The 21,357-nt window shown below is 65.9% G+C and carries 16 protein-coding genes; 1 reads left to right on the top strand and 15 read right to left on the bottom strand.

Going from position 1 to position 21,357, the window contains the following annotated elements:
• The first annotated feature begins 53 nt into the window (after positions 1–53).
• A complete protein-coding gene (locus N511_RS0114705) occupies positions 54–2,294 on the top strand; it encodes a M1 family metallopeptidase (RefSeq protein WP_027680007.1) in 2,241 nt (746 codons plus the stop codon).
• 107 nt (positions 2,295–2,401) lie between these two features.
• On the opposite strand, the gene N511_RS0114700 is transcribed toward N511_RS0114705, so the two are convergent.
• The 15 genes from N511_RS0114700 to N511_RS0114630 all read right to left on the bottom strand — a co-directional run bounded on the left by N511_RS0114700 (position 2,402) and on the right by N511_RS0114630 (position 21,178).
• A complete protein-coding gene (locus N511_RS0114700; RefSeq protein WP_027680006.1) occupies positions 2,402–2,725 on the bottom strand; it encodes a P-II family nitrogen regulator in 324 nt (107 codons plus the stop codon).
• Positions 2,722–5,871 carry an efflux RND transporter permease subunit gene (locus tag N511_RS0114695; RefSeq protein ID WP_027680005.1) on the bottom strand — a complete coding sequence of 1,050 codons (3,150 nt, stop codon included), beginning with the start codon at positions 5,869–5,871 and terminating at the stop codon, positions 2,722–2,724. The genes N511_RS0114700 and N511_RS0114695 overlap by 4 nt, the downstream gene beginning before the upstream one ends.
• The gene (locus N511_RS0114690) at positions 5,868–7,088 is read right to left on the bottom strand and encodes an efflux RND transporter periplasmic adaptor subunit (protein WP_027680004.1); all 1,221 of its coding nucleotides are present in this window, start codon (positions 7,086–7,088) and stop codon (positions 5,868–5,870) included. Before N511_RS0114690 ends, N511_RS0114695 begins: the two co-directional genes overlap by 4 nt.
• On the bottom strand, positions 7,085–8,431 hold the full coding sequence (locus N511_RS0114685; RefSeq protein ID WP_027680003.1) for a TolC family protein: 1,347 nt from the start codon (positions 8,429–8,431) through the stop codon (positions 7,085–7,087). The genes N511_RS0114690 and N511_RS0114685 overlap by 4 nt, the downstream gene beginning before the upstream one ends.
• Before the next feature lie 113 nt (positions 8,432–8,544).
• Entirely contained in the window at positions 8,545–9,072 is a 528-nt protein-coding gene (locus N511_RS0114680; RefSeq protein WP_024974200.1) for a hypothetical protein, read from the bottom strand.
• A gap of 64 nt (positions 9,073–9,136) precedes the next feature.
• Positions 9,137–9,538, bottom strand: coding sequence for a winged helix-turn-helix transcriptional regulator (locus N511_RS0114675; protein WP_027680002.1), 402 nt, complete (start codon positions 9,536–9,538; stop codon positions 9,137–9,139).
• 70 nt (positions 9,539–9,608) lie between these two features.
• Positions 9,609–11,078 carry an NAD-dependent succinate-semialdehyde dehydrogenase gene (locus N511_RS0114670; RefSeq protein WP_027680001.1) on the bottom strand — a complete coding sequence of 490 codons (1,470 nt, stop codon included), beginning with the start codon at positions 11,076–11,078 and terminating at the stop codon, positions 9,609–9,611.
• Between the two features lie 27 nt (positions 11,079–11,105).
• Positions 11,106–12,194 (bottom strand): tartrate dehydrogenase, encoded by a 1,089-nt coding sequence (locus tag N511_RS0114665; RefSeq protein WP_027680000.1) that lies wholly within the window; start codon positions 12,192–12,194, stop codon positions 11,106–11,108.
• A gap of 20 nt (positions 12,195–12,214) precedes the next feature.
• On the bottom strand, positions 12,215–13,852 hold the full coding sequence (locus tag N511_RS0114660; RefSeq protein WP_027679999.1) for an ABC transporter ATP-binding protein: 1,638 nt from the start codon (positions 13,850–13,852) through the stop codon (positions 12,215–12,217).
• A 2-nt stretch (positions 13,853–13,854) separates the two neighbouring features.
• Positions 13,855–14,769, bottom strand: coding sequence for an ABC transporter permease (locus N511_RS0114655; RefSeq protein ID WP_027679998.1), 915 nt, complete (start codon positions 14,767–14,769; stop codon positions 13,855–13,857).
• A 28-nt stretch (positions 14,770–14,797) separates the two neighbouring features.
• Positions 14,798–15,754 (bottom strand): ABC transporter permease, encoded by a 957-nt coding sequence (locus N511_RS0114650; RefSeq protein ID WP_027679997.1) that lies wholly within the window; start codon positions 15,752–15,754, stop codon positions 14,798–14,800.
• Between the two features lie 45 nt (positions 15,755–15,799).
• Positions 15,800–17,419 (bottom strand): ABC transporter substrate-binding protein, encoded by a 1,620-nt coding sequence (locus N511_RS0114645; protein WP_027679996.1) that lies wholly within the window; start codon positions 17,417–17,419, stop codon positions 15,800–15,802.
• 84 nt (positions 17,420–17,503) lie between these two features.
• Positions 17,504–18,793, bottom strand: coding sequence for an NAD(P)/FAD-dependent oxidoreductase (locus N511_RS0114640; protein WP_027679995.1), 1,290 nt, complete (start codon positions 18,791–18,793; stop codon positions 17,504–17,506).
• 33 nt (positions 18,794–18,826) lie between these two features.
• Positions 18,827–19,492 carry a haloacid dehalogenase type II gene (locus N511_RS0114635; protein WP_027679994.1) on the bottom strand — a complete coding sequence of 222 codons (666 nt, stop codon included), beginning with the start codon at positions 19,490–19,492 and terminating at the stop codon, positions 18,827–18,829.
• Between the two features lie 204 nt (positions 19,493–19,696).
• A complete protein-coding gene (locus N511_RS0114630; RefSeq protein WP_155954049.1) occupies positions 19,697–21,178 on the bottom strand; it encodes an aldehyde dehydrogenase family protein in 1,482 nt (493 codons plus the stop codon).
• Positions 21,179–21,357: the final 179 nt, after the last annotated feature.

The following is a 21,357-nucleotide window of genomic DNA, read 5'->3' as shown; positions in this document are numbered from 1 at the left end:
AATTTCTTTTGAGCCCTGGGCCGCCGATTCGTTTCCACCTCAGGAGAAATGCAATGCGGGATTCGACAACGCACCGTCGTACGGCCACGACAGACACCGGGCGCGCGTACAACGCCCGGACACGTCGTTCATTCAAGCTGGCACTCGTGGCTCAGGCTGCGGCCGCGCTGATTCTGGCCGCCTGCGGCGGCGGCGGAGATGACGCGCTCACGCCGGCCGGCGGCAAGCTGGACGCAAACGGCTCGCAGCAGCAGGGCAATACCAATACCGGCAACACCAATGCGCAGGCACCTGCCGTCGACGCGACGGTGCCGCCGGTGGAACTCCCGGACTACATCAGGCCGGTCAACTACAAGCTGTGGTTCCGCCCGAGCGCAGACCTGAACAGCTTCTCGGGCCGCGCCGATGTGGAGATCAAGGTCACCAAGCAGACCGGCGCCGTGACGCTGGCCGTGCGCGACCTGAAGCTCGACGCCTCGCGCCTGACGCTCACGCCCACTTCGGGCAATGGCGCGTCGCGCGTGCTCGTGCCGATTCCGCAATCGCAAGGCGCCTTCTATGACCTGCGCGACCCGACCGGAGACATCAAGCCCGGCAACTACGTGCTGCACATGGAATGGACGGGCACGATCAACTTCACCAAGGCCGAGGGCATCTTCAAGCTGGGCCTGCAGGCGGCAACCGGCGAGAGTTCGGACGCTATCGTCACGCAGGGCGAATCGAACTTCGCGCGTGAATGGTTCCCGAGCTGGGATGAGCCGGCCTTCCGCAATACCTTCGAAGTGACGGCGGAAATTCCGGGCGACTGGAAGGCCGTGGCCAACGGCAGGCAGACGGGCGCCACCAAGCTGCCGGATGGCTATCAGCAGGTGTCGTTTGCCAAGACACCGTCGATGCCGGCGTACCTGCTGTTCTTCGGCGGCGGCAAGTTCGACATCCTGGAAGACCAGTTCACCAACCCGCTCGATGGCAGCAGCATGCGCCTGCGCTGGTGGGTGCCGCCTGGCGAGGCGCACTCGGCAGTGGCCGGCATGCAGTTCACGAAGGAAGCGCTGAACCACTACTACAACTACTTCCAGATCCCGCTGCCGTTCGACAAGATGGACACCATCGTCGCCAACGACAGCTACGACAACAAGAATGCCGGCTTTGGCGGCATGGAGAACTGGGGCGCCATCTTCGAGTTTGCCGACCAGGTGCTGGTGCCGCCCGATGGCGCACCGACGACGGTCCACTCGATGGGTAAGGCACGCTCGTTCGTCGTGGTGTCGCATGAACTGGCCCACCAATGGTTTGGTGACCTGGTCACGCTGGACTGGTGGGACGACATCTGGCTGAACGAGTCCTTCGCCAACTGGTTCGAGAACGTCACGAAGATCACGCTGCACCCCGAGTTCCAGGGCAACACGTGGGCCAACTACGCGGCGGTCAAGCAACGCGTGATCACGCTGGATCTGCAGCCGACAGCCGTGCCGGTGCAGCACAACCTGAGCGACGCCGGCTCGATGGACTTCCTCGACAGCTTTGCCTACAACAAGGGCGGCCATGTCCTGCAGATGCTCGAGAACTACGTCGGCAAGGACGCCATGCGCAAGGGCCTGCAGAGCTACCTGAACAAATACAAGTTCGGCAACGGCACGCCACCGCGCCTGTGGGCAGAACTGGAAGCGGCCAGCGGCAAGCCGGTGGGCAAGGTGGGCGACAGCTTCGTGCGCCAGACCGGCCTGCCGCTCGTCACGATCGATGCGCAGTGCAATCCGGCCACCAACCAGAACGTGCTGACCATCACGCAGAAGGCCTTCCCGAACAAGAACGTCTATTCGGGCTACCAGTGGAACGTGCCGCTCACGCTGGCTTATGGCGACAACTTTGGTCAATCGCAGACCATCGTGCTCGACCAGCAGACCGCGCAGGTCACGCTGCCGACGTGCTCGGCCGTGCTGGCCAACCCGTCGGGCCTGGACTACTACGTGACCAACTACAGCCCGACGCTGTGGAGCAACCTGCTGGCACAGGCCGGGTCCATCAGCAGCGATGCGGCCAAGACCAACATCGCAGGCGATGCCACGCAGCTGTATAACGCGCAGCTCATCACTAAGGCGCAGTACGACCAGATCGTCGGCATCAAGAACTTCCAGCCTGCGGTGGCAACCCTGGCCGCCCAGTCTGTGAAGCCGACCGGCTCGCTGCGTCCGCAAGCGGTGCAGTTGCAGGAAATGCAGTCGATGGATCGCCCGATCCACAAGTTCCGCTACGAAGGTCTCATGAAGCATCTGACCGACATCAAGCGGTAAGCGCCAATGCAAGCGGGCCGCGTCTGACGATGCGGCCCGCTGCAAGGGTGGCTCCTGATTTTCGGCGGACATGGTCCGCCGTTTTTCATGCGCGCGTCACACGACCATCAACCCGTGCGATGCAGGAAGGTGGCCTGAATCACGTCGGTCATCCAGATGGCGCTCTCGCCGGTCTGGCCGTGCTCCAGCACCTTGACGGCGCTTTCGAACAGCACGCTGGCCAGCGCATCGGAAGCGATGATCTCGATGCGCACGCGCGGCACAAACTCCGTCAGGTCTTCCTTGATGGAATGCGCGCCGCCCTGTGAAGCCGCTGGCGGATAGGCATTCACCTCACCCACCGTCATGCCCGGAAAACCTGGGCAACTGCGCAGCGCCTCATGCATGCGTTCCAGCAGTTGCGGGCGCACTACGATGCGGATTTCCTTCATGCCTTCGACTCCTCATCAAACCATTTGTACAGCGTGGGCAGCATCACCAGCGTGAGCAGCGTGCAGGTCAGCAGACCGCCGATCACCACGATGGCCAGCGGCCGTTGCACTTCCGAGCCCGGCCCTGTGGCGAACAGGAACGGGATCAGGCCCAGCATGGCCACGGTGGCCGTCATCATCACGGGGCGGAAGCGCATGCGTGAACCCAGCCGCACGGATTCCTCCACCGACATGCCCTGCTCGCGCAGACTGCGGATCGTGCTGACCAGCACCACGCCGTTGAGCACGGCGATGCCCCATAGCGCCACAAAGCCGACCGATGCCGGCACGGAGAGGTACTCACCCGTGACGAACAGGCCGATGATCCCGCCCACCGAGGCAAACGGCAGCACCAGAATGATCAGCGTGGCGTAGCGCACGGAGTTGAACAGCAGGAAGAGCAGGAAGAAGATGGCCGCCACCGTGATCGGCACGATCACCTTCAGGTGGCCCATGGCGCGTTCCATGTTCTGGAACTGGCCGCCCCACTCCAGGTAGTAGCCCTCGGGCAGCTTGACCTTCTGCGCGACGGCCGCCTGCAACTCGGCCACGAAGCCGCCCAAGTCGCGGTCGCGCACGTTCACGCCCACCACCACGCGTCGCTTGCCCAGCTCACGGCTGATCTGCGCGGGGCCGTCGGTCACATCGATGCGGGCGATGCTTTCCATCGGCACCTGTGCGCCATTGGGGGCGGCCACGATCAGGTTGCGGATGGCCTCCACGCTGCCGCGATATGCGTCCGGCAGGCGCACCACCGCGCTGAAGCGGCGCTCGCCTTCGAAGATTTCCGTGGCTTCCTTGCCGCCGATGGCGGTCTCGATCACGTTGTGCACGTCAGCCGCATTCAGGCCGTGGCGTGCAATGGCCTGGCGGTCGATCGCGATCTGCAGATACTGCTGACCGGTGATCCGCTCCACGCGCATGTCCTGCGCACCCTGGATGCCCTGCGCCACCTTGGCAATCGCCTCGGCCTTCTCGCGCAGCGTGTTCAGGTCGTCGCCGAACACCTTGATGGCCACGTCGGAACGCACGCCGGTCACCATCTCGTCCACGCGATCGGAAATCGGCTGTGCCATGACGATCTGCACGCCGGGTAGCACCTGCAGCGCCTTGCGCATCGCCTCGGCAATGTCGTCCTGGTTCCAGCCCTTGGGCCATGCATCGCGCGGCTTGAGTGAGACGATCGGCGTCGATTCGTTCTGGCCCTGCGGGTCAGCCGGGGACTCCCCGCGGCCCACGCCGGAGACCGCCGACTTCACGCCCGGCACCTGCATCACCAGGCGCATGGCTTCCATCTCCATGCGGATCGACTCTTCCAGCGAGATGTTCGGCGCGCGGTTGATGCCTGGCACCACCGAGCCCTCCTTCATCTCCGGAATGAACGCCGTGCCCAGGAACGGCATCAGCGCGCCCGTGGCAAGAAACACGGCCACGGCCACGATGACGGTCTTGCGGCCGTTGTTCAGGCTCAACTCCAGCAAGCGCAGATACGGCTTCTTCATCTTGCGGATCAGCCACGTGTCATGCGCGTCGTGCTCGGCGTGGGGGTCGTCGCTGTGCTCGCCTTCCACGTGCTTGTGCACCTTGGGCTTGAGCAGATACGACGACAACACCGGCGTCAACGTGAGCGACAGCACCAGCGAGAAGAACAGCGCAATCGCAATCGTGAAGGCCAGCGGCGCAAACATCTTGCCTTCCATGCCCTCCAGCGTCATCAGCGGCAGGAACACCAGGATGATGATGCCCACGCCAAAGATCACGGGCGTGGCCACTTCCGTCACGGCATGCAGGATCACGCGCGCGCGGCTCTCGTTCGGATCACGCGGCTTGGCGAGGTGCGCAAAGGCGTTCTCCACCACGACCACCGAGCCATCGACCATCAAGCCGATGGCGATGGCCAACCCGCCCAATGACATCAGATTGGCCGAGATGCCGAGCTTGTTCATCGCCATGAAGGTCAGCAGCGGCGTGAGGATCAGCGTGCCGACCACGATGAGCGACGAACGTATGTCGCCCAGGAACAGCAGCAGCACGATCACCACCAGCACCACGCCTTCGGCCAGCACCTTGATGACGGTCTGCAAGGCCGAATCCACCAGCTCCGAACGCTCGTAGTACGGCACGATCTTCAGGCCGTCGGGCAGCATGCCGTCGTTGTTGATGGCCTTCACGCGATCCTGGATGCGGGCGACGACTTCCTTCGCGTTGCCGCCGCGCATCATCATCACCACACCGCCGACGGATTCCGTCACGCCGTTCTTGACCACCGCCCCCGCGCGCACCGCCGTGCCGATCTTCACATCGGCCACGTCGCGAATCGTGAGTGGTGTGCCATTGACTTCCTTGAGCACGATGGCGCCAATGTCGTTGGTGTCGCGCACCAGACCCACACCGCGGATCAGGTACTGCTCCGCGAAGTGCGGCAGCACCCCGCCGCCCGAGTTGGCGTTGTTGGCGGCCAGCGCCTCGAACACCTGCTTGACGGTCACGTTGTGGTGGCGCAGACGCTCCGGATTGACGAGCACCTGGTACTGCTTCTCGTAACCGCCCTGCGAGTTGATCTCGGCCACGCCCGGAATGGAGCGCAGCAGCGGCCGCACCACCCAGTCCTGCGCAATGCGGCGCTGGGTGAGTTCCTCCACTGAAAGCTCCTTGTCGCCGTCATCCGGTTTGTCGAGCGTGTACTGATACACCTCGCCCAGGCCCGTCGATACGGGGCCGAGCACCGGCGTCACGCCCGTCGGCATGCGCGACTGCACCTCGATCAGCCGCTCCATCACAAGCTGGCGCGCGAAGTACACATCGGTCTCGTCGGTAAAGACGAGCGTGATGAGCGACAGGCCCGGCTTGTTGAGCGAGCGCATCTCGGTCAGCGCCGGCAGGCCGGTCATCGCCATTTCCACCGGCACGGTCACAAAGCGCTCGACCTCTTCCGGCGAGCGGCCCGGCGCCTCTGTGGCGATCTGCACCTGCACGTTGGTCACGTCCGGAAACGCGTCAAGCGACAACTTGCGTGCGGCATCCAACCCGAAGAACAGCAGCACGGCGGCAATCACTGCCACCACGAGCCGTTGCTTGAGCGCGCCGCGAATCAATGCGTCGATCATGCGCCCTCCATCTCGGCGCGCTTGCGCTCGTTGTTCAGATGGAAGCCGCCTTCAACGACGATCGGCTGCCCGGCCTGCACGCCCGAGATGACCGGGCGCACCCCGTTCGATTCATCGCCCAGCTTGACCGGCGTGAGCTGGTAGTTCGTCTCGCTGGCGCGCACGAACACGTAGTCGCGGTTGTCTTCGCGCACCACGGCGGACGTCGGCACCACCACGCGTTCTTCCGGCCGCGACTGGATGAGCAGCGTGGCCAGCATCGACGGCTTGAGCGTGCGCTCTGCGTTGTCCACTTCGGTGCGCACCGTGACCGTCCGCGTTTGCGGGTCGACAATGTCCGATACCCAGATCAGCTTGCCGACAATGCGATCGCCCGCGCCAGTGTCGATCTCCACGGCCTGGCCTGCGCGCACGCCGGCAGCGGCGTTTTCGGGCACTTCACCCACCACCCACACGCGCGACAGATCCGCCACGGTGAACAGCTCGTCGGCCGGCTGCACGACTTGGCCGCGCGTCACCTTGCGCTCCACCACCGTGCCGCTGATGCTCGCCACCACGGGCGAGATCGACGACATGCCGCCCGTTCGCATCTTCGCCAGCGTGCCGGGCGACACGCCCATCACGCGCAATTGGTCGACGGCCGCGCGCACTTCGGCATCGGCCATCGCCAGTTCGCTCTGACGCTTCTGGAGTTCGGCCGAGCCGATCACGTCGGCGGCCAGCAGCAGCTTGGCGCGTTCCAGCGCGCGCGCCTGCAGGTCGCGCTGCGCGGCGGCCTTCTGGTAGGCGAGCTGCGCGGCGCCAAGCTCGGTGCTGTGCAGTTGCGCGAGGATGTCGCCTGCCTTCACGCTCTGCCCAGGCGTGGCGACCAGCTCGGTCACACGCCCCGTGACGGTGGCGCCGATGCGGGCCACGCGCTGTTCGTCAAACGCAATCTGTCCCGGCACGCGCAGGCGCTCGGCAATCGGCTGCTTGCCCACCGGCGCTACTTTCAGGCGCTGCACCAGCGTGGGCTGGGCAACCACGAGGTTCGGGTCGACGGCCTGTTGCGCGGCCTTGGCATCGTTGGCGGCATCTTTGCCGCAAGCGCCCAGCAGCAGCATCGCCGCCAGGGCAACGCCGGCCAGCCGGATCGAAGAAGAGAAAGAAGAAGGTACGGTCATGGTCTGGCTGGATTCGTGAGTTCGGGAGGCAACGCGATGGCTGGGGCGTTTCATGGGGCCTCCGGGCGCAGGCGGTCGAGTTCAACGGCGGCGGCGCGCAGGTCTGCGCGTGCGGCAATCAGGTCATTGCGTGCCTGGCGGAAGACGCGCTGGGCATCGAGGTAGTCGAGAATCCCGCGCTCGCCGTGGCGGTATGCGGCTTCGGCCACGCGCAGCGCCGATTCGGCCTGCTTGATGACGCCGGATTCCAGTGCGCTGACTTGCGACTCCGCAATCTCGTATTGGCGATAGGCCGATTCCACTGCCTGGCGCGTGCGCAACTCCCGGTCGCGCAACAGGGCGCGGGCGCGTTCGCGGGCGGCCACGGCTTCACCGACGGGACCATCGCGGCGGTCGAACAGCGGAATCGACATCACCAAGCCCACGCGGCTGTCCTGCAGATCGGGCTGGCGGTCGACCGACCCGCGCAGCGCCAGCGACGGCCAACGCTGGCTGCGCTCGTGCGCAAGACGCGCTTCGGCCTCGCGCACGGCGGCGCGGTCGGCTTCCAGCTCCGGATGCGTGGCGAGCACCGTGCTGACGAGATCCGCCAGCGGCGGCAGATGCGCGACCGACGGCGTCTCCGCCCCGGCATCGACATCGAACGTCTGCGGCAGATCGGCGCCCACGGCGCGGCGCAGTTCAGCCAGCGCCTGCTGCACACGCAGTGCGGCGGCCTGCTCGTTGCGCTGCGCGTTGAGCAACTCCGCGTCGCCGCGGATGAGTTCGTAGCGCGGGGCTTCGCCGGTTTCCACACGCACGGCCACGCCACGGCGGATCTGCTCGACCAGCGTCACGTCTTCGCGCGCGTTGCGCTGCTCGGCCTCGCGGCGCACCACGTCGTAAAAGCGCAGCTTGAGATCGGCTTCCACGTCGCGTGCCTGCGATCGGGCGGTGGCTTGCGACGCTTCGTACGCGGCGTCGGCGGCTTGCGTACGGGCGGCGCGCTGCCACGGCAAATCGAGCTTTTGCGTGATCGACACGCTATTGGTGCGGCCTTCCGCCGCACCCGGCATGCGAGCACGCTGGCGGCCGGCCATGGCTTCCACCTCGGGGTTGGGCCAGGCGCGTGCGGTGGCGATGCCCGCCTGCGCAGCCTGCACCTGCGCCTGTGAAGCGGCGAGCGCCGGGTGGTTGGCGCGTGCCAGTTCCAGCAACTGCTGCAAGGTGTAGCGCGGCTGCGGGAGCGCCTCGTCGGCACGGGCGGTGGCGGTCTGGGCACCACGTGGCGACGGTGTCGGGGGCGCTGCATTGGCATGGACAGCCATCGCGGCCAGCACAGCGGAAAGAACAGCACGCCGCGACGCGCGCGCGCCTGCTGCGGGGCGCGGGTTGGCCGCATCCTGATTGGACAACATCCGAAATCATCCTGAAAAAGAAGAACAGGCAAGCGCGAACGCCCAGCCGCTCAACGGGCCGGTTGGCGCAGCACTAGCAACTCAAGGGGATGGTTTCCGGCGAATGCCGGAGATCAGGCGCGTGCGGGCGGGCGCAGCATGGGGGCCGGCGTGGGGCCAGCCTGGAACGGAGGAAGCGAAACACGGACGCGCGCGACACGCAGGCCGGGCGTCAACACCATGGGCGGCGGCGGCAGCCAGAGTTCCGGCGCGTCGCTGGGGTGATCGGGGGCGGCGGCGCTGGTGGTGGGCGCATCAGGCGCATCGGGAGCGTGCGCAACCCAGTGTTCGACGCTGAAGCACTGGCCGGGCTGCTTGACCGCCTTGCCGAGCGCGACCTTGATGGCGCGCTCGAAACCCTTGCTCGGCTTGGCAACCGGCGGGGCATCGCCGGGCATGTCGTCGACCACGGCTTCGATGGCTTCCAGCGCGTCGTCCGCAGCCTGGCCATCGGGAAAATGGGTGGCCGAGAACACCGAAACCGTGAACAACAGGCACCAGATCGTGACGATCCACCGCACGCCGCGCGCACGCGACAGCACGCCCCGCGCGGTGGCGCGAGACAACGTCGGCAAGGCGGAGGAAAGATTCGTCACAAACATGGGCTCCGAATACTATCGGAAAAATGCTGCATCTGCACACAACGTCGGGCAGATCGGCCGGATGTCAATCGGAATCGACCTGACTTTTGCGAATCCGTTCCATTTCGGGCCAATGCGCGCGCACCCAGTCGTCCAGGCCGACGAGCGTGCGGTTGAGCGATTCACCGAGCGGGCTGAGACGATATTCGACGTGCGGCGGGACGCTGTCGTAGATGGTGCGCAGGATGAGGCCGTTGGCTTCCAGCTCGCGCAGCGTCTGCGTGAGCATTTTTTGCGAGATGCCGTCGCCCACGCGGCGCAGGAGTTCGTTGTTGCGCACGGGGCCATTTTCCAGAGCGGGGAAGATGCGCAGCGCCCATTTGCCGGCGACCAGTTCAAGCGCGCGCGTGGACGGGCAGGCGTCCACGGTGCCTTCAGCGGGACTTTCCGGCGTAGACGAAGAGGACGGAGCCAGGTTGTCGGCCATGGGGCCTCCGGAACACGATTGGGATACGCGTGACCGTACCGCCAATCGTGCCACCCTGCAACGTGGCCCGTCAGTCGAGCTGGCCCTGGCAGACGTACTTGGTGTGGAGGTAGTCGTCCAGCCCGTGGACGGAGCCTTCCCGGCCGTAGCCGGATTCCTTCACGCCGCCAAACGGCGCGGCCTCGGCGGCCAACGCGCCTTCATTGATGCCGACAATGCCGGTCTCCAGCGCTTCGGCCACGCGCCAGATGCGACGCACGTTCTGGCTGTAGAAGTAGGCGGCCAGCCCAAACGGCGTGTCGTTGGCAGCGGCAATCACCTCGTCTTCGGTGGTGAAGCGCGTGAGCGGTGCGACGGGGCCGAAGGTTTCCTCGCAGGCGCAAGCCATGGTGGCATCGGCGTCGATCAGCACCGTGGGTGCGTAGTAGTTGGCGCCGAGCTGGGTCAGGCGCGCACCGCCGGTCAACACCTTGGCGCCCTTCGCGATAGCGTCCTGCACATGCCGGTCGATCTTCTCGACCGCACGCGCGTTGATCATCGGGCCGATTTGCGAAGCGGGGTCGGCGGCCGGCCCGACCTTGAGCGCGGCCACGCGTGCGGCCAACTTGGCGGCAAACGCATCGTGCACTGCGTCGTGCACGAACACGCGGTTCGGGCACACGCAGGTCTGCCCGCCGTTGCGGAACTTGGCCGCCATGAAACCATCCACGGCGGCATCGACGTCGGCATCTTCGAACACGATAAAGGGCGCATTGCCGCCAAGTTCGAGCGACAGCTTCTTCAGCGTGTCGGCGCTGCGGCGCGCCAGATGCTTGCCGACCGGCGTGGAGCCCGTGAACGTGATCTTGCGCACGCGCGCATCGTCCAGCCAAACGTCCACTACTTCAGGCGTCCGCTCGCGCGAGGCGGTCACGATATTCAGCACGCCCGGCGGCACGCCGGCTTCCTGCGCCAGGCGCACGAGGGCGAGCGATGTCAGCGGCGTGTCTTCGGCGGGCTTGCAGACGACGGTGCAGCCGACCGCGAGCGCCGGGGCGATCTTGCGCGCGATCATCGCCGCCGGGAAATTCCACGGCGTGATGGCTGCCACCACGCCCACCGGCTCCTTGAGCGCAAACATGCGCCGGCCCGGCACGGGCGCGGGAATGACCTCGCCGTTCATGCGCGTGGCTTCTTCGCCAAACCATTCGATGTAGCTCGCAGCGTAGGCCACCTCGCCCTTGCCTTCGGCAAGCGGCTTGCCCTGCTCCAGCGAGATCAGCTTGCCGAGATCCTCCTGATGCGCCAGCACGAGATCGTTCCAGCGTTTGATGATCTGCGCGCGCTGCTTGGCGGGCACCTTGCGCCACGCCGGGAAGGCGGCATGCGCGGCCCCCAGCGCGGCGCGTGCCTCGTCCGCGCCGGAATCCGGCACGCGTGTGATGAGGTTGCCGGTGGCGGGGTCTGTCACGTCCAGCAGCGGGCCGGTTGCGCTCAGCCATTCGCCGGAAATGTAGTTGCCGCTGCGGATCAGGTCCGCGCGATCGAGCGAGAGAGACATGGTGTTCTGGTCCACAGCAAATGAAAATCAGGCACCCGCAACGTGCGCGGCAATCGCCTCGCCCACCTGCGTGGTGTTGGCGGTGCCGCCCAGGTCCGGCGTGCGCGGGCCGTCCTTCAACACGGCTTCGATGGCCGCGACGATGGCGTCGTGCGCCGCACGCCCCGCGCCCTGCCCTTGCGTCAGGAAATCCAGCATCAACGCGCCTGACCAAATCATCGCAATCGGGTTGGCGATGTTCTTGCCGTAGATGTCCGGCGCCGAGCCGTGCACCGGTTCAAACAGCGACGGGAACGTGCGATCCGGGTTCAGGTTGGCCGAAGGCGCCAGGCCGATCGTTCCGGTCGTCGCGGGGCCGAGATCGGACAGGATGTCGCCGAACAGGTTGGTGGCGGCCACCACGTCGAAGCGGCCCGGCTGCAGCACGAAGCGCGCGGTCAGGATGTCGATGTGCTGCTTGTCGAGCGTGACGTCGGGATAGTGTTGCGCGACTTCCTCGGCGCGCTTGTCCCACCACGGCATGCTGATGGCGATGCCGTTGCTCTTGGTGGCAAGCGTCACGTGCTTGCGCGGGCGGCTTTGTGCAAGGTCGAAGGCGAACTTGAGCAGCCGCTCTGCACCCTTGCGCGAGTAGACCGATTCCTGGATGACGATTTCGCGATCCGTGCCTTCGTACATGACGCCGCCGAGCGATGTGTATTCGCCTTCGGTGTTCTCGCGCACGACGTAGTAATCAATGTCGCCGGGCTTGCGGTTGGCGAGCGGGCACGGCACGCCCTCAAACAATCGCACGGGGCGCAGGTTGATGTATTGGTCGAATTCGCGGCGGAACTTGAGCAGCGAACCCCACAGCGAAACGTGATCGGGCACCGTGGCGGGCCAGCCGACCGCGCCAAAGAAAATCGCATCCATGCCCTTGAGCTGGGCCTTCCAGTCGTCGGGCATCATCTGGCCGTGCTGCTGGTAGTAGTCGCAGCTGGCCCAATCGATGGTGTGGCACTCAAGCTCGAAGCCAAAGCGCTCGGCCGCCGCCTGGATGACGCGCAGGCCTTCTGGCATGACCTCCTTGCCGATGCCGTCTCCTGGAATGATCGCGATGCGGAATGCGGGAATCATGTCGTTCCTTTTTTTCTCTGTTAGATGGAGACCGCCGCGGAATGGGTCACCGTACGGTCCCGCTCGTCAAGCCAGCCCTGGCGCAGTTCGGGCACCGAGTTGGCAAGTTGTTCGTAGTATGGATGGTGCGGGCCGCGATCGAAATCGGCACGCGCCACCTGCGTGAGCTTGCGGCCGTGCTGCATGACGACGATCTCGTCGCACACCGCGCGCACCGTGTGCAGATCGTGGCTGATGAAGAGGTACGACACGCCCAGATCGCGCCGCAAGTCTGCCATGAGGTTGAGCACTGCGGCGCCCACCACCGTGTCAAGCGCGGAAGTCACTTCGTCGCACAGGATCAGATCGGGCTCGGCCGCCAGGGCACGCGCCAGGTTCACGCGCTGCTTCTGGCCGCCCGAGAGACCGCCCGGCAGCCGTTGGGCCACGCTGTGCGGCAAGCGCACGAGATCCAGCAACTCCCGAATCCGGCGCTGCAACGCTTCGCCCTTCAGCCCCTTATAGAACTGCAGCGGCCGCGCCAGAATGCGCTCGATGGTGTGCGACGGGTTGAGCGCCGTGTCGGCCATCTGGAAGACGATCTGGATGCGGCGCAACGCGTCGTGAGAGCGCTTTGCCAGCAAGGGCTCGAGCGCCTTCCCGCGGAACGTCATGCTGCCCTCGCACGGCGCAATCAGCCCGGCAATGGCGCGCGCCAGCGTGGTCTTGCCCGAGCCCGACTCACCGATCACGCCGATGGCCTGCCCGCGATAGAGCTTGAAGTTGATGTCGTCGAGGATGCGCGTGGCGGGCTGGCCCTTGGCATCCACCGCCCCGTAACCGGCGCCCAAGCCCTGCACATCGAGGAGCAATTCGCCCTCGCCCAGGCAGTGCTCTGCCGGGCGCGCCTTTGGCCGTGCCGCGGCCAGCAGGCTCTTGGTGTAGTCGTGATCGGGCGTGGCGAGAATGTGCGCGGTCGGGTTGATCTCCTGCATTTGCCCACCGCGCAGCACCAGGATGTGATCGGCCATCTGCGCCACCACGGCCAGGTCATGGCTCACGTAGACGGCGGTGGCGCGGCGCTCGCGCACCACACGGCGGAACGCACGCAGCACTTCGATCTGGGTGGTCACGTCCAGCGCGGTGGTCGGCTCATCCAGGATCACCAGATCCGGATCGATGATGAGCGCCATGGCGGCCATGAGCCGCTGCAACTGCCCGCCCGACACCTGATGCGGATACCGCTCGCCAATGGTTTCGGGATTGGGCAGCGCCAGTTCGCGGAACAGCTCCACGGCCTTGGCCTCGGCTTGCGCGCGCGACATCGTGCCGTGAATGCGCGCAGGCTCCACCACCTGATCCAGGATCGTGCGTGACGGGTTGAACGACGCTGCTGCACTCTGCGCGATGTAAGCCACGGTGCGCCCGCGCAACGCGCGTTGCTCTGCGGGCGGCAGGTGCAGCACATCGATTTCGCCAATGCGGACGCTGCCCGATGCGATCTCGCAGCCGCGCCGCGCATAGCCCATCAGTGCCAGCGCAGTGGTGGTCTTGCCGGAACCCGACTCGCCGATCAGCGCCAGCACTTCGCCGGGTTGAATGGCAAAGCTCAGGTTGTCTACGAGGGTCTGTTCGCCTGCGGTAATGCGCAGGCCTTCTACGACGACGGACGCACCCATGTTCAACGCCCTCCGCGTTCGCGGGCACCGGAACGACCCCGGCCCGGCAGGTTGTCGATGACGATGTTGACGGCGATCGTCAGGCTCGCAATGGCCAGCGCCGGCACGATGACGGAGGCACCCGCATCCGGCAACGCGCCGATGTTCTCGCGCACCAGCGAACCCCAATCGGCCGACGGTGGCTGAATGCCGAGGCCCAGAAAGCTCAGGCTCGCCAGCAGCAGCACGACGTACACAAAGCGCAATCCCAGATCGGCCAGCATGGGCCCGAGGATGTTCGGCAGGATCTCGCGCAGCATGATGTAAAGCGTGCCCTCGCCGCGCGTGCGCGCCACGGTCACGTAGTCCAGCGCGTTGATGTTGACCGCCAGCGAGCGTGCAATGCGATACGCCCCCGGCACGTAGATGATCGCGGCGGTCACCACCAGCATCGTCACCGAAGAACCGAAGCCGGCCACCATCAGCAGCGCGAACATCTTGCTCGGGATGGCGGTGAGCGTATCGAGCACACGGCTCAGCGTGGCGTCGACGAGCCCGCCCATGGCGGCGGCAAACAGTGCCAGTACCGTGCCCGTGCCGCTCGCCATCACGGTGGCAACCAGCGCCACGCCCACGGTGTAGCGCGCACCTTCCACCACGCGGACGAACATGTCGCGGCCGAGGTAATCGGTGCCGAACCAGTGGGCCGCGCTCATGGGCCCGAAGACATCGCCGTTGCCGTCGCCGCTGGTGATCAGGTGCGCGGGCAGCAGCGCGGGCCCAACCGTTGCCGCAAGCAGCCAGAACACCAGCACGGCCAGGCCGATGAGGCCCGTGACACCGAAGCCGCTCAGCAGGCGCCGTATCGGGTGGCGCGGTGCGGGCGGCGCCGGTGGTGTGCCGGCCGGCAACGTAGGGGAAGTTGGCGTGGTTTCCATCGTCAGGCTCTTGTTCATAGGATCAGCATCAACGGTGGCGCAGACGCGGGTTGGCGACGATACCCAGCACATCGGCCGCGGTCACGAGCAGCAGGTAGCCCGCGCAGAAGATCATGGCGCAGGCCTGCACGAGCGGCATGTCACGCTGCGATACGCCATCCACCATCAGCTTGGCAATCCCGGGGTAGTTGAAGATCGTCTCGATGATGATCACGCCGCCCAGCAGGTACGACAGCGACAGCGCCACCGCATTGGCGATCGGTCCCACGGCATTGGGCAAGGCATGCGCAAGCACGACGCGCATCGGCGAGGCACCTTTCAGACGCACCATTTCGATGTAAGGCGCTTCGAGCTGGTCGATGACGGCAGCGCGGCTCATCCGCATCATCTGCGCGACGATCACGCAGCACAGGCTCAGCACCGGCATGGCAAAGGCCTGCAGCATTTGGCCGAGCGATTCGATGTCGTTGACGTACGACAGCGCCGGCAGCCAGCGCAGCTTGACCGCAAACACCAGCACCGCCAGCGTTGCCACCAGAAACTCCGGCACCGACACCACAGCCACGGAGGCGGTTGAGGCCACCCGGTCGAACCATGAGCCGCGCCAGACAGCAGAGGCAACGCCAAGGCTGAGCGCAATCGGCACCGAGAACAGCGCCGTCACCGCCGCCAGCAGGAGCGAGTTCGGCAAGCGGCTTGCCACGAGTTCGGCCACCGGCATCTGCGTGGTGGTCGACTGCCCGAGGTCACCGCGCGCAATGCCGGCGAGCCAGTGCGCATAGCGTTGCGGCGCCGGCACGTTCAGGCCCATCTGTGCGCGCAGGGCGGCCAGGGCTTCGGGCGTGGCGTCCTGCCCCAACTGCTCTTGCGCGGCGTCGCCGGGCAGTACAGCGGTGATGGAGAACACGATGACCGACACCGCCAGCAACGACAGCAGCGCCAGCGCCACGCGCCGCATCAGCAGCTTAAGGATGACTCGATTCATGACAGCCCCTTCATCACCTTCCGCAAGAACGCTACCACCGCGCCGTCAGGCATCAAGCCAGACGTTTTCGGCAAACGAATAGCCCATCAGGCCGCCCAGCGGGATCGGCGCCAGGCCCTTGAGCTTGGTTGTGTGCCCGTCGATGCTGGCCAGGAACAGCGGAATGCCGATGCCCGCCTCTCCATGGATCATCGTCTGCATGTCGGCATACATCTGCTTGCGCTTGGCGACGTCGGTTTCGGCGCGCGCAGCGGTGAGCAGCTGATCGAACTTCGGGCTCTTCCAGCGCGATTCATTCCAGGCCGCATCGGACTTGAAGAACTGCGTGAGGATGGTGTCAGCACTCGGGCGCGGGTTGACGTTGCCGAACCCGACCGGGCTGTTGAGCCAATGGTTGGACCAGTAACCGTCCGCCGGCATGCGCTTGATGTCGAGGTCCAGACCGATGCGCTGACCGGCCTGCTGCAGGACCAGGGCAATTTCGACCGAATACTGTGCCGCCGGCGATGCCACCACGGGAATCTTGCCCGTCACGCCCGACTTCTGCAGGTGGAATTTCGCCTTCTCGATATCGAACGCGCGCTGCGGCAGCTCCTTGAAATAGAAGCGGTTGGTCGGGTCGATCGGCTGGTCGTTGCCCAGCACCGCGTAGTCCAGCGCGATGGTCTTCTTCATCTGTTCGCGGTCGAACAGGGACTTCATCGCCATCACGAAATCGGGGTTCGCACCCGGGCCCGTATCCTTGCGCATGATCAGGTCGGAGTACTGTCCCGATTGCGTCGCGAAGATCGCGTAGCCGGGCGTGCTCTTGACGCGTGCCACAGCACGCGGGTTGACCGAGGCCACCAGGTCCATCCCGCCCGACAGCAGCGCATTGACGCGCGCACTTTCGTCGCCGATGCCGACGAACTCGATCTCGTCCAGATACGGCTTGCCCGGTTTCCAGTAGCCGTCGTTACGCACGACGACGGTACGCACGCCAGGCTTGAACTCCTTGAGCTTGTACGGGCCGGTACCGATGCCGGCGTTGAAATCGGTCGTGCCGTCCTTGACGATATGGAAGTGGAAGGTGCCCAGGATCACCGGCAAGTCAGCATTCGGCGCGGTCAGCACCACCGTCACTTCGTTCGGCCCGGTCGCCTTGACGCTCTCGATCTGGTCGGCCAGCACCTTGGCCTTTGACGCCGTGGTCGGATCCTTGTGGCGCATGACGGAATACACCACATCCGCCGGGGACAGGGCCTTGCCGTCGTGGAACGTCACACCTTTGCGCAGTGTCAGCACCCAGGTCTTGGCATCTGCCGTGTGGTACGACTCCGCCAACGCAGGGCGCGGCGTCAGGCTGCCGTCCAGCACAAACAGGCCGTTGTAGACCATGTTGCAGCGCACGTAGTCGTTCTGGTTCGACTGCTTGGCCGGGTCGAGCGTGTCGGTCGCTGCTGCCGTGGCGGCCGCCACGCGGATGCGCCCGCCACGGCGCGGCGTCTGTGCATACACGCTGGCGGCTGTGCCCGCCAAGCTGCCAGCCAAGGTGGCCTGCATGCCGCCGGCCATCAGCATCTTCAACACGTCGCGTCGCGAGGCACCGCGCTTGAGCGACGCCATCACGCGCTGGCTTTCGGCGGGACCGACAAGGTTCTCGAACTCGTTATGGCTGTCGCTCATGGTGGGGGGCTCCTGGTGGATCTGGTCTGAATGGAATGCGTTGCGATCGTTGGATACGGAGGAAGACTGCGTTTGCGGCGCCGCTCAGGCAAATCGGTCCTTGAGCTGGTAGTACATGCCGACCGCGGGCAAAAACCACGGCGGGCCAAAGTGACCGGGGATGGCGCTCCACGCGCGATCGCGCCACGGGTTGGCTGCAGCGTCGCCGGCCATGACTTCGGCCATGCGCTCGCCCATATGCACGGACATCTGCGTGCCATGCCCGCTGTACCCCATGGAATAGAACAAGCCGTCACGCTCACCCGCATGCGGCAGGCGGTCTTGCGTCATGTCGACGAGCCCGCCCCAGCAGTAATCGAGGCGCACGTCGCACAACTGCGGGAAGGTTTCCGTCAGGCCTGCGCGGAGCACCTCGCCGCTCATCGCATCCTGCTGCGGGCTCGACACCGCAAAGCGCGCGCGGCCGCCGAAGACCAGCCGGTGGTCTGGCGTGAGCCGGAAGTAGTGGTGAATATTCGCCACCGTCACATACGTGCGGCGCGCTGCCAGCAACGCGTGCGCGCGCTCTGCACCAAGCGGTTCGGTAGTCACGATGAAGCTGCCAATGGGGACGATGCGCCGACGCAACCAGCCGAACGTGCCGTAACCGCCATGACGCGACGCGCCGGTCGCAAGCAGCACCTGCTTGGCCAGCACCGTGCCGCGCGCGGTGTGGATGCGATGCACCTGCCCCTGCACACGCTCGACGCGTTGCACGCAAGTGCCCGTATGAATCTGTGCACCCTGGCGTTGCGCTGCCATGGCCAAGCCTTGCGCGAAACGGCCCATGTGCATCTGGCCGCTGCGCTTGTAGAGCAAGCCGCCTTGGAAGCGTTCGCTCTGCACCTCCGCGCGCACGCGGGCAGCATCGAGTATCTCGACATCCCGATCCACACCATCCGCAATCAGCCGGTCCGCGCTGCGTTGCAGGGCGTCCATCTGATACAGCCTGGTGGCGAGCTTGAGCTTGCCGTTGCGCTGGAAGTCGCAGGCGATGCCCTCGTCGCACACGATGCGCTCCACCGTATCCACGGCGGCGTCGTAGGCGTGATACCAGGCGCGGGCGCGGTCCACGCCAACCTTGGCGGCCAGGTCGGCGTAGTCGACGGCCAGGCCGTTGTTCACATGACCGCCATTGCGCCCCGACGCCTCGGGCGCCACCCTCTCGCCCGCTTCCAGCACGACCACGCTGGCGCCGCGCCGGGCCAGCGCCAGCGCCGCCGACAACCCCGTGAAACCGCCACCGACGATCACCACGTCTGCCTGCGCCGGCAGATCGTGCGCGTCCAGCGCCAGCGCGGGCACCGAGTCGTTCCAGTAGGAGTCGAGTTTCATGGAGGTCATGTGGGGCGACGATGGAGACGCGGCTTAGAGGCCAACAACACCGGGCAGGCCGCCGATGTCCTGGATCTCGGTGTAACGGTACGCCGGATTGCCCGGGCCGTGGCCGCGGTTGACGAACACCTTGTTGACGATGCCGAGGTCGTCGGCCGACATCAGGTCGTAGCGCAGGCTGGATGACACGTGCAGCACGTCTTCCGGGTTGCAGCCGAGCGAATCGAACATGTATTCGAACGCCTTCAGGCGCGGCTTGTAGGCCTGGGCCTGCTGTGCGGTGTACACGCGGTGGAACGGCGCACCGAGCATCGCCACGTTCTTCTGGATCTGCGCGTCGTCGGCGTTGGACAGGATCACCAGCGGGATTTCCTTGGCCACCTTGGCCAGACCTGCTGGCACGTCGGCATGCGGGTCCCACGTCGGCACGGCGTCGTAGTAGGCCTGGCCGTCGGTGTCGAAGTACTGGATCTTCCATTTCTTGCACAGGCGGCGCACGGCGTTCTTCAGGACCACCTCGTACGGTTTCCAGTCGCCCAGCACCTCGTCGAAGCGGTAGGCAGTGAAGTCGGCAATGAACTGCTCCATCTGCTCGGCCGGGATACGGTCCGCAAACAACTCGCGCGTCATCTCGCCCATGCGAAAGCGCGTGAGCGTGCCATAGCAGTCAAAGGTGATGTACTTGGGGCGGAAGGTCATGGTTTGAGGTCCTCAGGTCCTGAAGGTGGCTGCCGTTATGCCGTCTTTGCAGCACGGTTATGACGAAATCATTGAAGCACGCAGACTCGCAACGGTTGTAGGGAAATGCGCGGTCTCACGTGAGAAAGCTGCTGTTTCGAATGGCACTCGCGGCATGCCATGCGGTCTGCACCGCTGGCGTGCCCCGCGCACCGCCAAGGCACGTTAATGCGTCGCAGCAAAATCGATCAGCACACTTTTGAAGCGCAGGTTGGCCTCCACGGCTTGCCGGCCCAGATCCTTGCCGATACCCGATTGGTGATAGCCGCCGGTGGGAATGACGAAATCGGCGCTGCGCCCATAACGGTTGATCCACACCGTGCCCGCTGCGATGCCGCGCATGGCGCGCAGCGCGCGCCCGATGTCTGCGGTGTGCACGCCGGCGGCCAGGCCGTAGTGTTCGTGCGCAGCGAGTGCCAGGCCTTCCTCTTCGTCATCGAAGGTCTGCACCGTCAGCACGGGGCCGAAGATTTCTTCCTGCACGGCGGGGTTGTCTGCGCGCACGCCTTCGAGCAGCGTGGGCTGGAAGTACGCCCCGCCCGGGCCGTCGCCAAACAGGCCGCCGCCGCAGCGCACCTGCGCGCCGGCATCGCGCGACCGCTCCACGATGTCGAGAATGCGCGCAGCCTGCGCGGCCGAAATGATCGGCGGCAGCGTGGCGGTGTCGTCCCAGGTGGCGCCGGGCCGCAGCGCGGCAAAGCGTGCGGTGATGCGCTCGATCAATGCCTGGGCAATCTGCCGCTGCACGATCAGACGCGAGCCGGCCACGCACACCTGCCCCGCGTTGCCGGTGATGGCGCCCGCGACAATGCCTGCCAGCCGGTCGATGTCCGGCGCGTCGGCAAAGACGAGCTGCGGACTCTTGCCGCCCAGCTCCAGCGTGACGGGCTTCGGACCATGCGAGGCGCAGGTCGCCATGATGGCGGCGCCGGTGCGTGTCGAGCCGGTGAAGGTCATCTTGGAAATCAGCGGATGCCGCGTCAGCGCGTCGCCCGTGGTCCGGCCGTCGCCCTGCACCACGTTGAAAAGGCCCGGCGGCACGCCCGCTTCGATGGCGAGTTCAGCCAACCGGATGGCGGAATACGGCGTCAATTCCGAAGGCTTGAGCACGACTGCGTTGCCGGCGGCCAGCGCCGCGCCGACCTTCCACGAGACCATCACCAGCGGGAAATTCCACGGTGTGATTGCGCCGACCACGCCATACGGCTCGGCCACCACCATGCCGAGGTTGTCGTGCCGCGTGGCCGCCACGTCGCCGCCAAGCTTGTCGGCGTATTCGGCAAAGAAGCGCAGGCCTTCGGCGGTGAATGGCACGTCCCAGGCAGCGGCGTCGCGCAGCGGGCGCGTGGAGCACACGGCCTCGAGCGGCGCCATGTTTGCCACGTCGGCGTCGATCAGGTCGGCCCAGCGGCGCAGCACGCGTGCCCGGTCACGCGGGGCACGGCGCGCCCAGTCCGTCGTGCGCCAGGCTTGCCAAGCGTCCTGCACGGCAGCGTCGACGGTGGAAGCGTCCGCCAGCGGCAGCTCCGCATGCACGGCGTTGTCGGAAGGGCGGCGCACGGTGATGCGGCCCGCGTCGGGCACAAGCCTGCCGCCGATGAAATGACCGGAGGGCACGCGGATGGTCTGGGGGTCGAATTTGGCCACGAAATTGGGGGGCGCCGAAGCCCGGCACCCATATCGAAATGAGGTCATTGATCCTATGCAGGAAGGCTCGGCATTTGGTTTCGTAACCGCGGGCGCTACCGCATCGAATTGCGAAAGCCACACCCTGCGCAGACGATGCTTGCAAATTGCGGGCAAACCCGAATTCGATCTGGCTCCGG

The organism is Ralstonia sp. UNC404CL21Col, from assembly GCF_000620465.1.
In the GTDB taxonomy this organism is placed as follows: Bacteria; Pseudomonadota; Gammaproteobacteria; order Burkholderiales; family Burkholderiaceae; genus Ralstonia; species Ralstonia flatus.
Note: the sequence above shows the minus strand (reverse complement) of the source record. Positions and strands in the feature narration are given on the sequence as shown.

Excerpts from the sequence above, each read along its gene's own strand:
- N511_RS0114705 (WP_027680007.1), top strand. The coding sequence starts at position 54 with ATGCGGGATTCGACAACGCACCGTCGTACGGCCACGACAGACACCGGG.
- N511_RS0114700 (WP_027680006.1), bottom strand. The coding sequence starts at position 2,725 with ATGAAGGAAATCCGCATCGTAGTGCGCCCGCAACTGCTGGAACGCATG.
- N511_RS0114695 (WP_027680005.1), bottom strand. The coding sequence starts at position 5,871 with ATGATCGACGCATTGATTCGCGGCGCGCTCAAGCAACGGCTCGTGGTG.
- N511_RS0114690 (WP_027680004.1), bottom strand. The coding sequence starts at position 7,088 with ATGAAACGCCCCAGCCATCGCGTTGCCTCCCGAACTCACGAATCCAGC.
- N511_RS0114685 (WP_027680003.1), bottom strand. The coding sequence starts at position 8,431 with ATGTTGTCCAATCAGGATGCGGCCAACCCGCGCCCCGCAGCAGGCGCG.
- N511_RS0114680 (WP_024974200.1), bottom strand. The coding sequence starts at position 9,072 with ATGTTTGTGACGAATCTTTCCTCCGCCTTGCCGACGTTGTCTCGCGCC.
- N511_RS0114675 (WP_027680002.1), bottom strand. The coding sequence starts at position 9,538 with ATGGCCGACAACCTGGCTCCGTCCTCTTCGTCTACGCCGGAAAGTCCC.
- N511_RS0114670 (WP_027680001.1), bottom strand. The coding sequence starts at position 11,078 with ATGTCTCTCTCGCTCGATCGCGCGGACCTGATCCGCAGCGGCAACTAC.
- N511_RS0114665 (WP_027680000.1), bottom strand. The coding sequence starts at position 12,194 with ATGATTCCCGCATTCCGCATCGCGATCATTCCAGGAGACGGCATCGGC.
- N511_RS0114660 (WP_027679999.1), bottom strand. The coding sequence starts at position 13,852 with ATGGGTGCGTCCGTCGTCGTAGAAGGCCTGCGCATTACCGCAGGCGAA.
- N511_RS0114655 (WP_027679998.1), bottom strand. The coding sequence starts at position 14,769 with ATGGAAACCACGCCAACTTCCCCTACGTTGCCGGCCGGCACACCACCG.
- N511_RS0114650 (WP_027679997.1), bottom strand. The coding sequence starts at position 15,754 with ATGAATCGAGTCATCCTTAAGCTGCTGATGCGGCGCGTGGCGCTGGCG.
- N511_RS0114645 (WP_027679996.1), bottom strand. The coding sequence starts at position 17,419 with ATGAGCGACAGCCATAACGAGTTCGAGAACCTTGTCGGTCCCGCCGAA.
- N511_RS0114640 (WP_027679995.1), bottom strand. The coding sequence starts at position 18,793 with ATGAAACTCGACTCCTACTGGAACGACTCGGTGCCCGCGCTGGCGCTG.
- N511_RS0114635 (WP_027679994.1), bottom strand. The coding sequence starts at position 19,492 with ATGACCTTCCGCCCCAAGTACATCACCTTTGACTGCTATGGCACGCTC.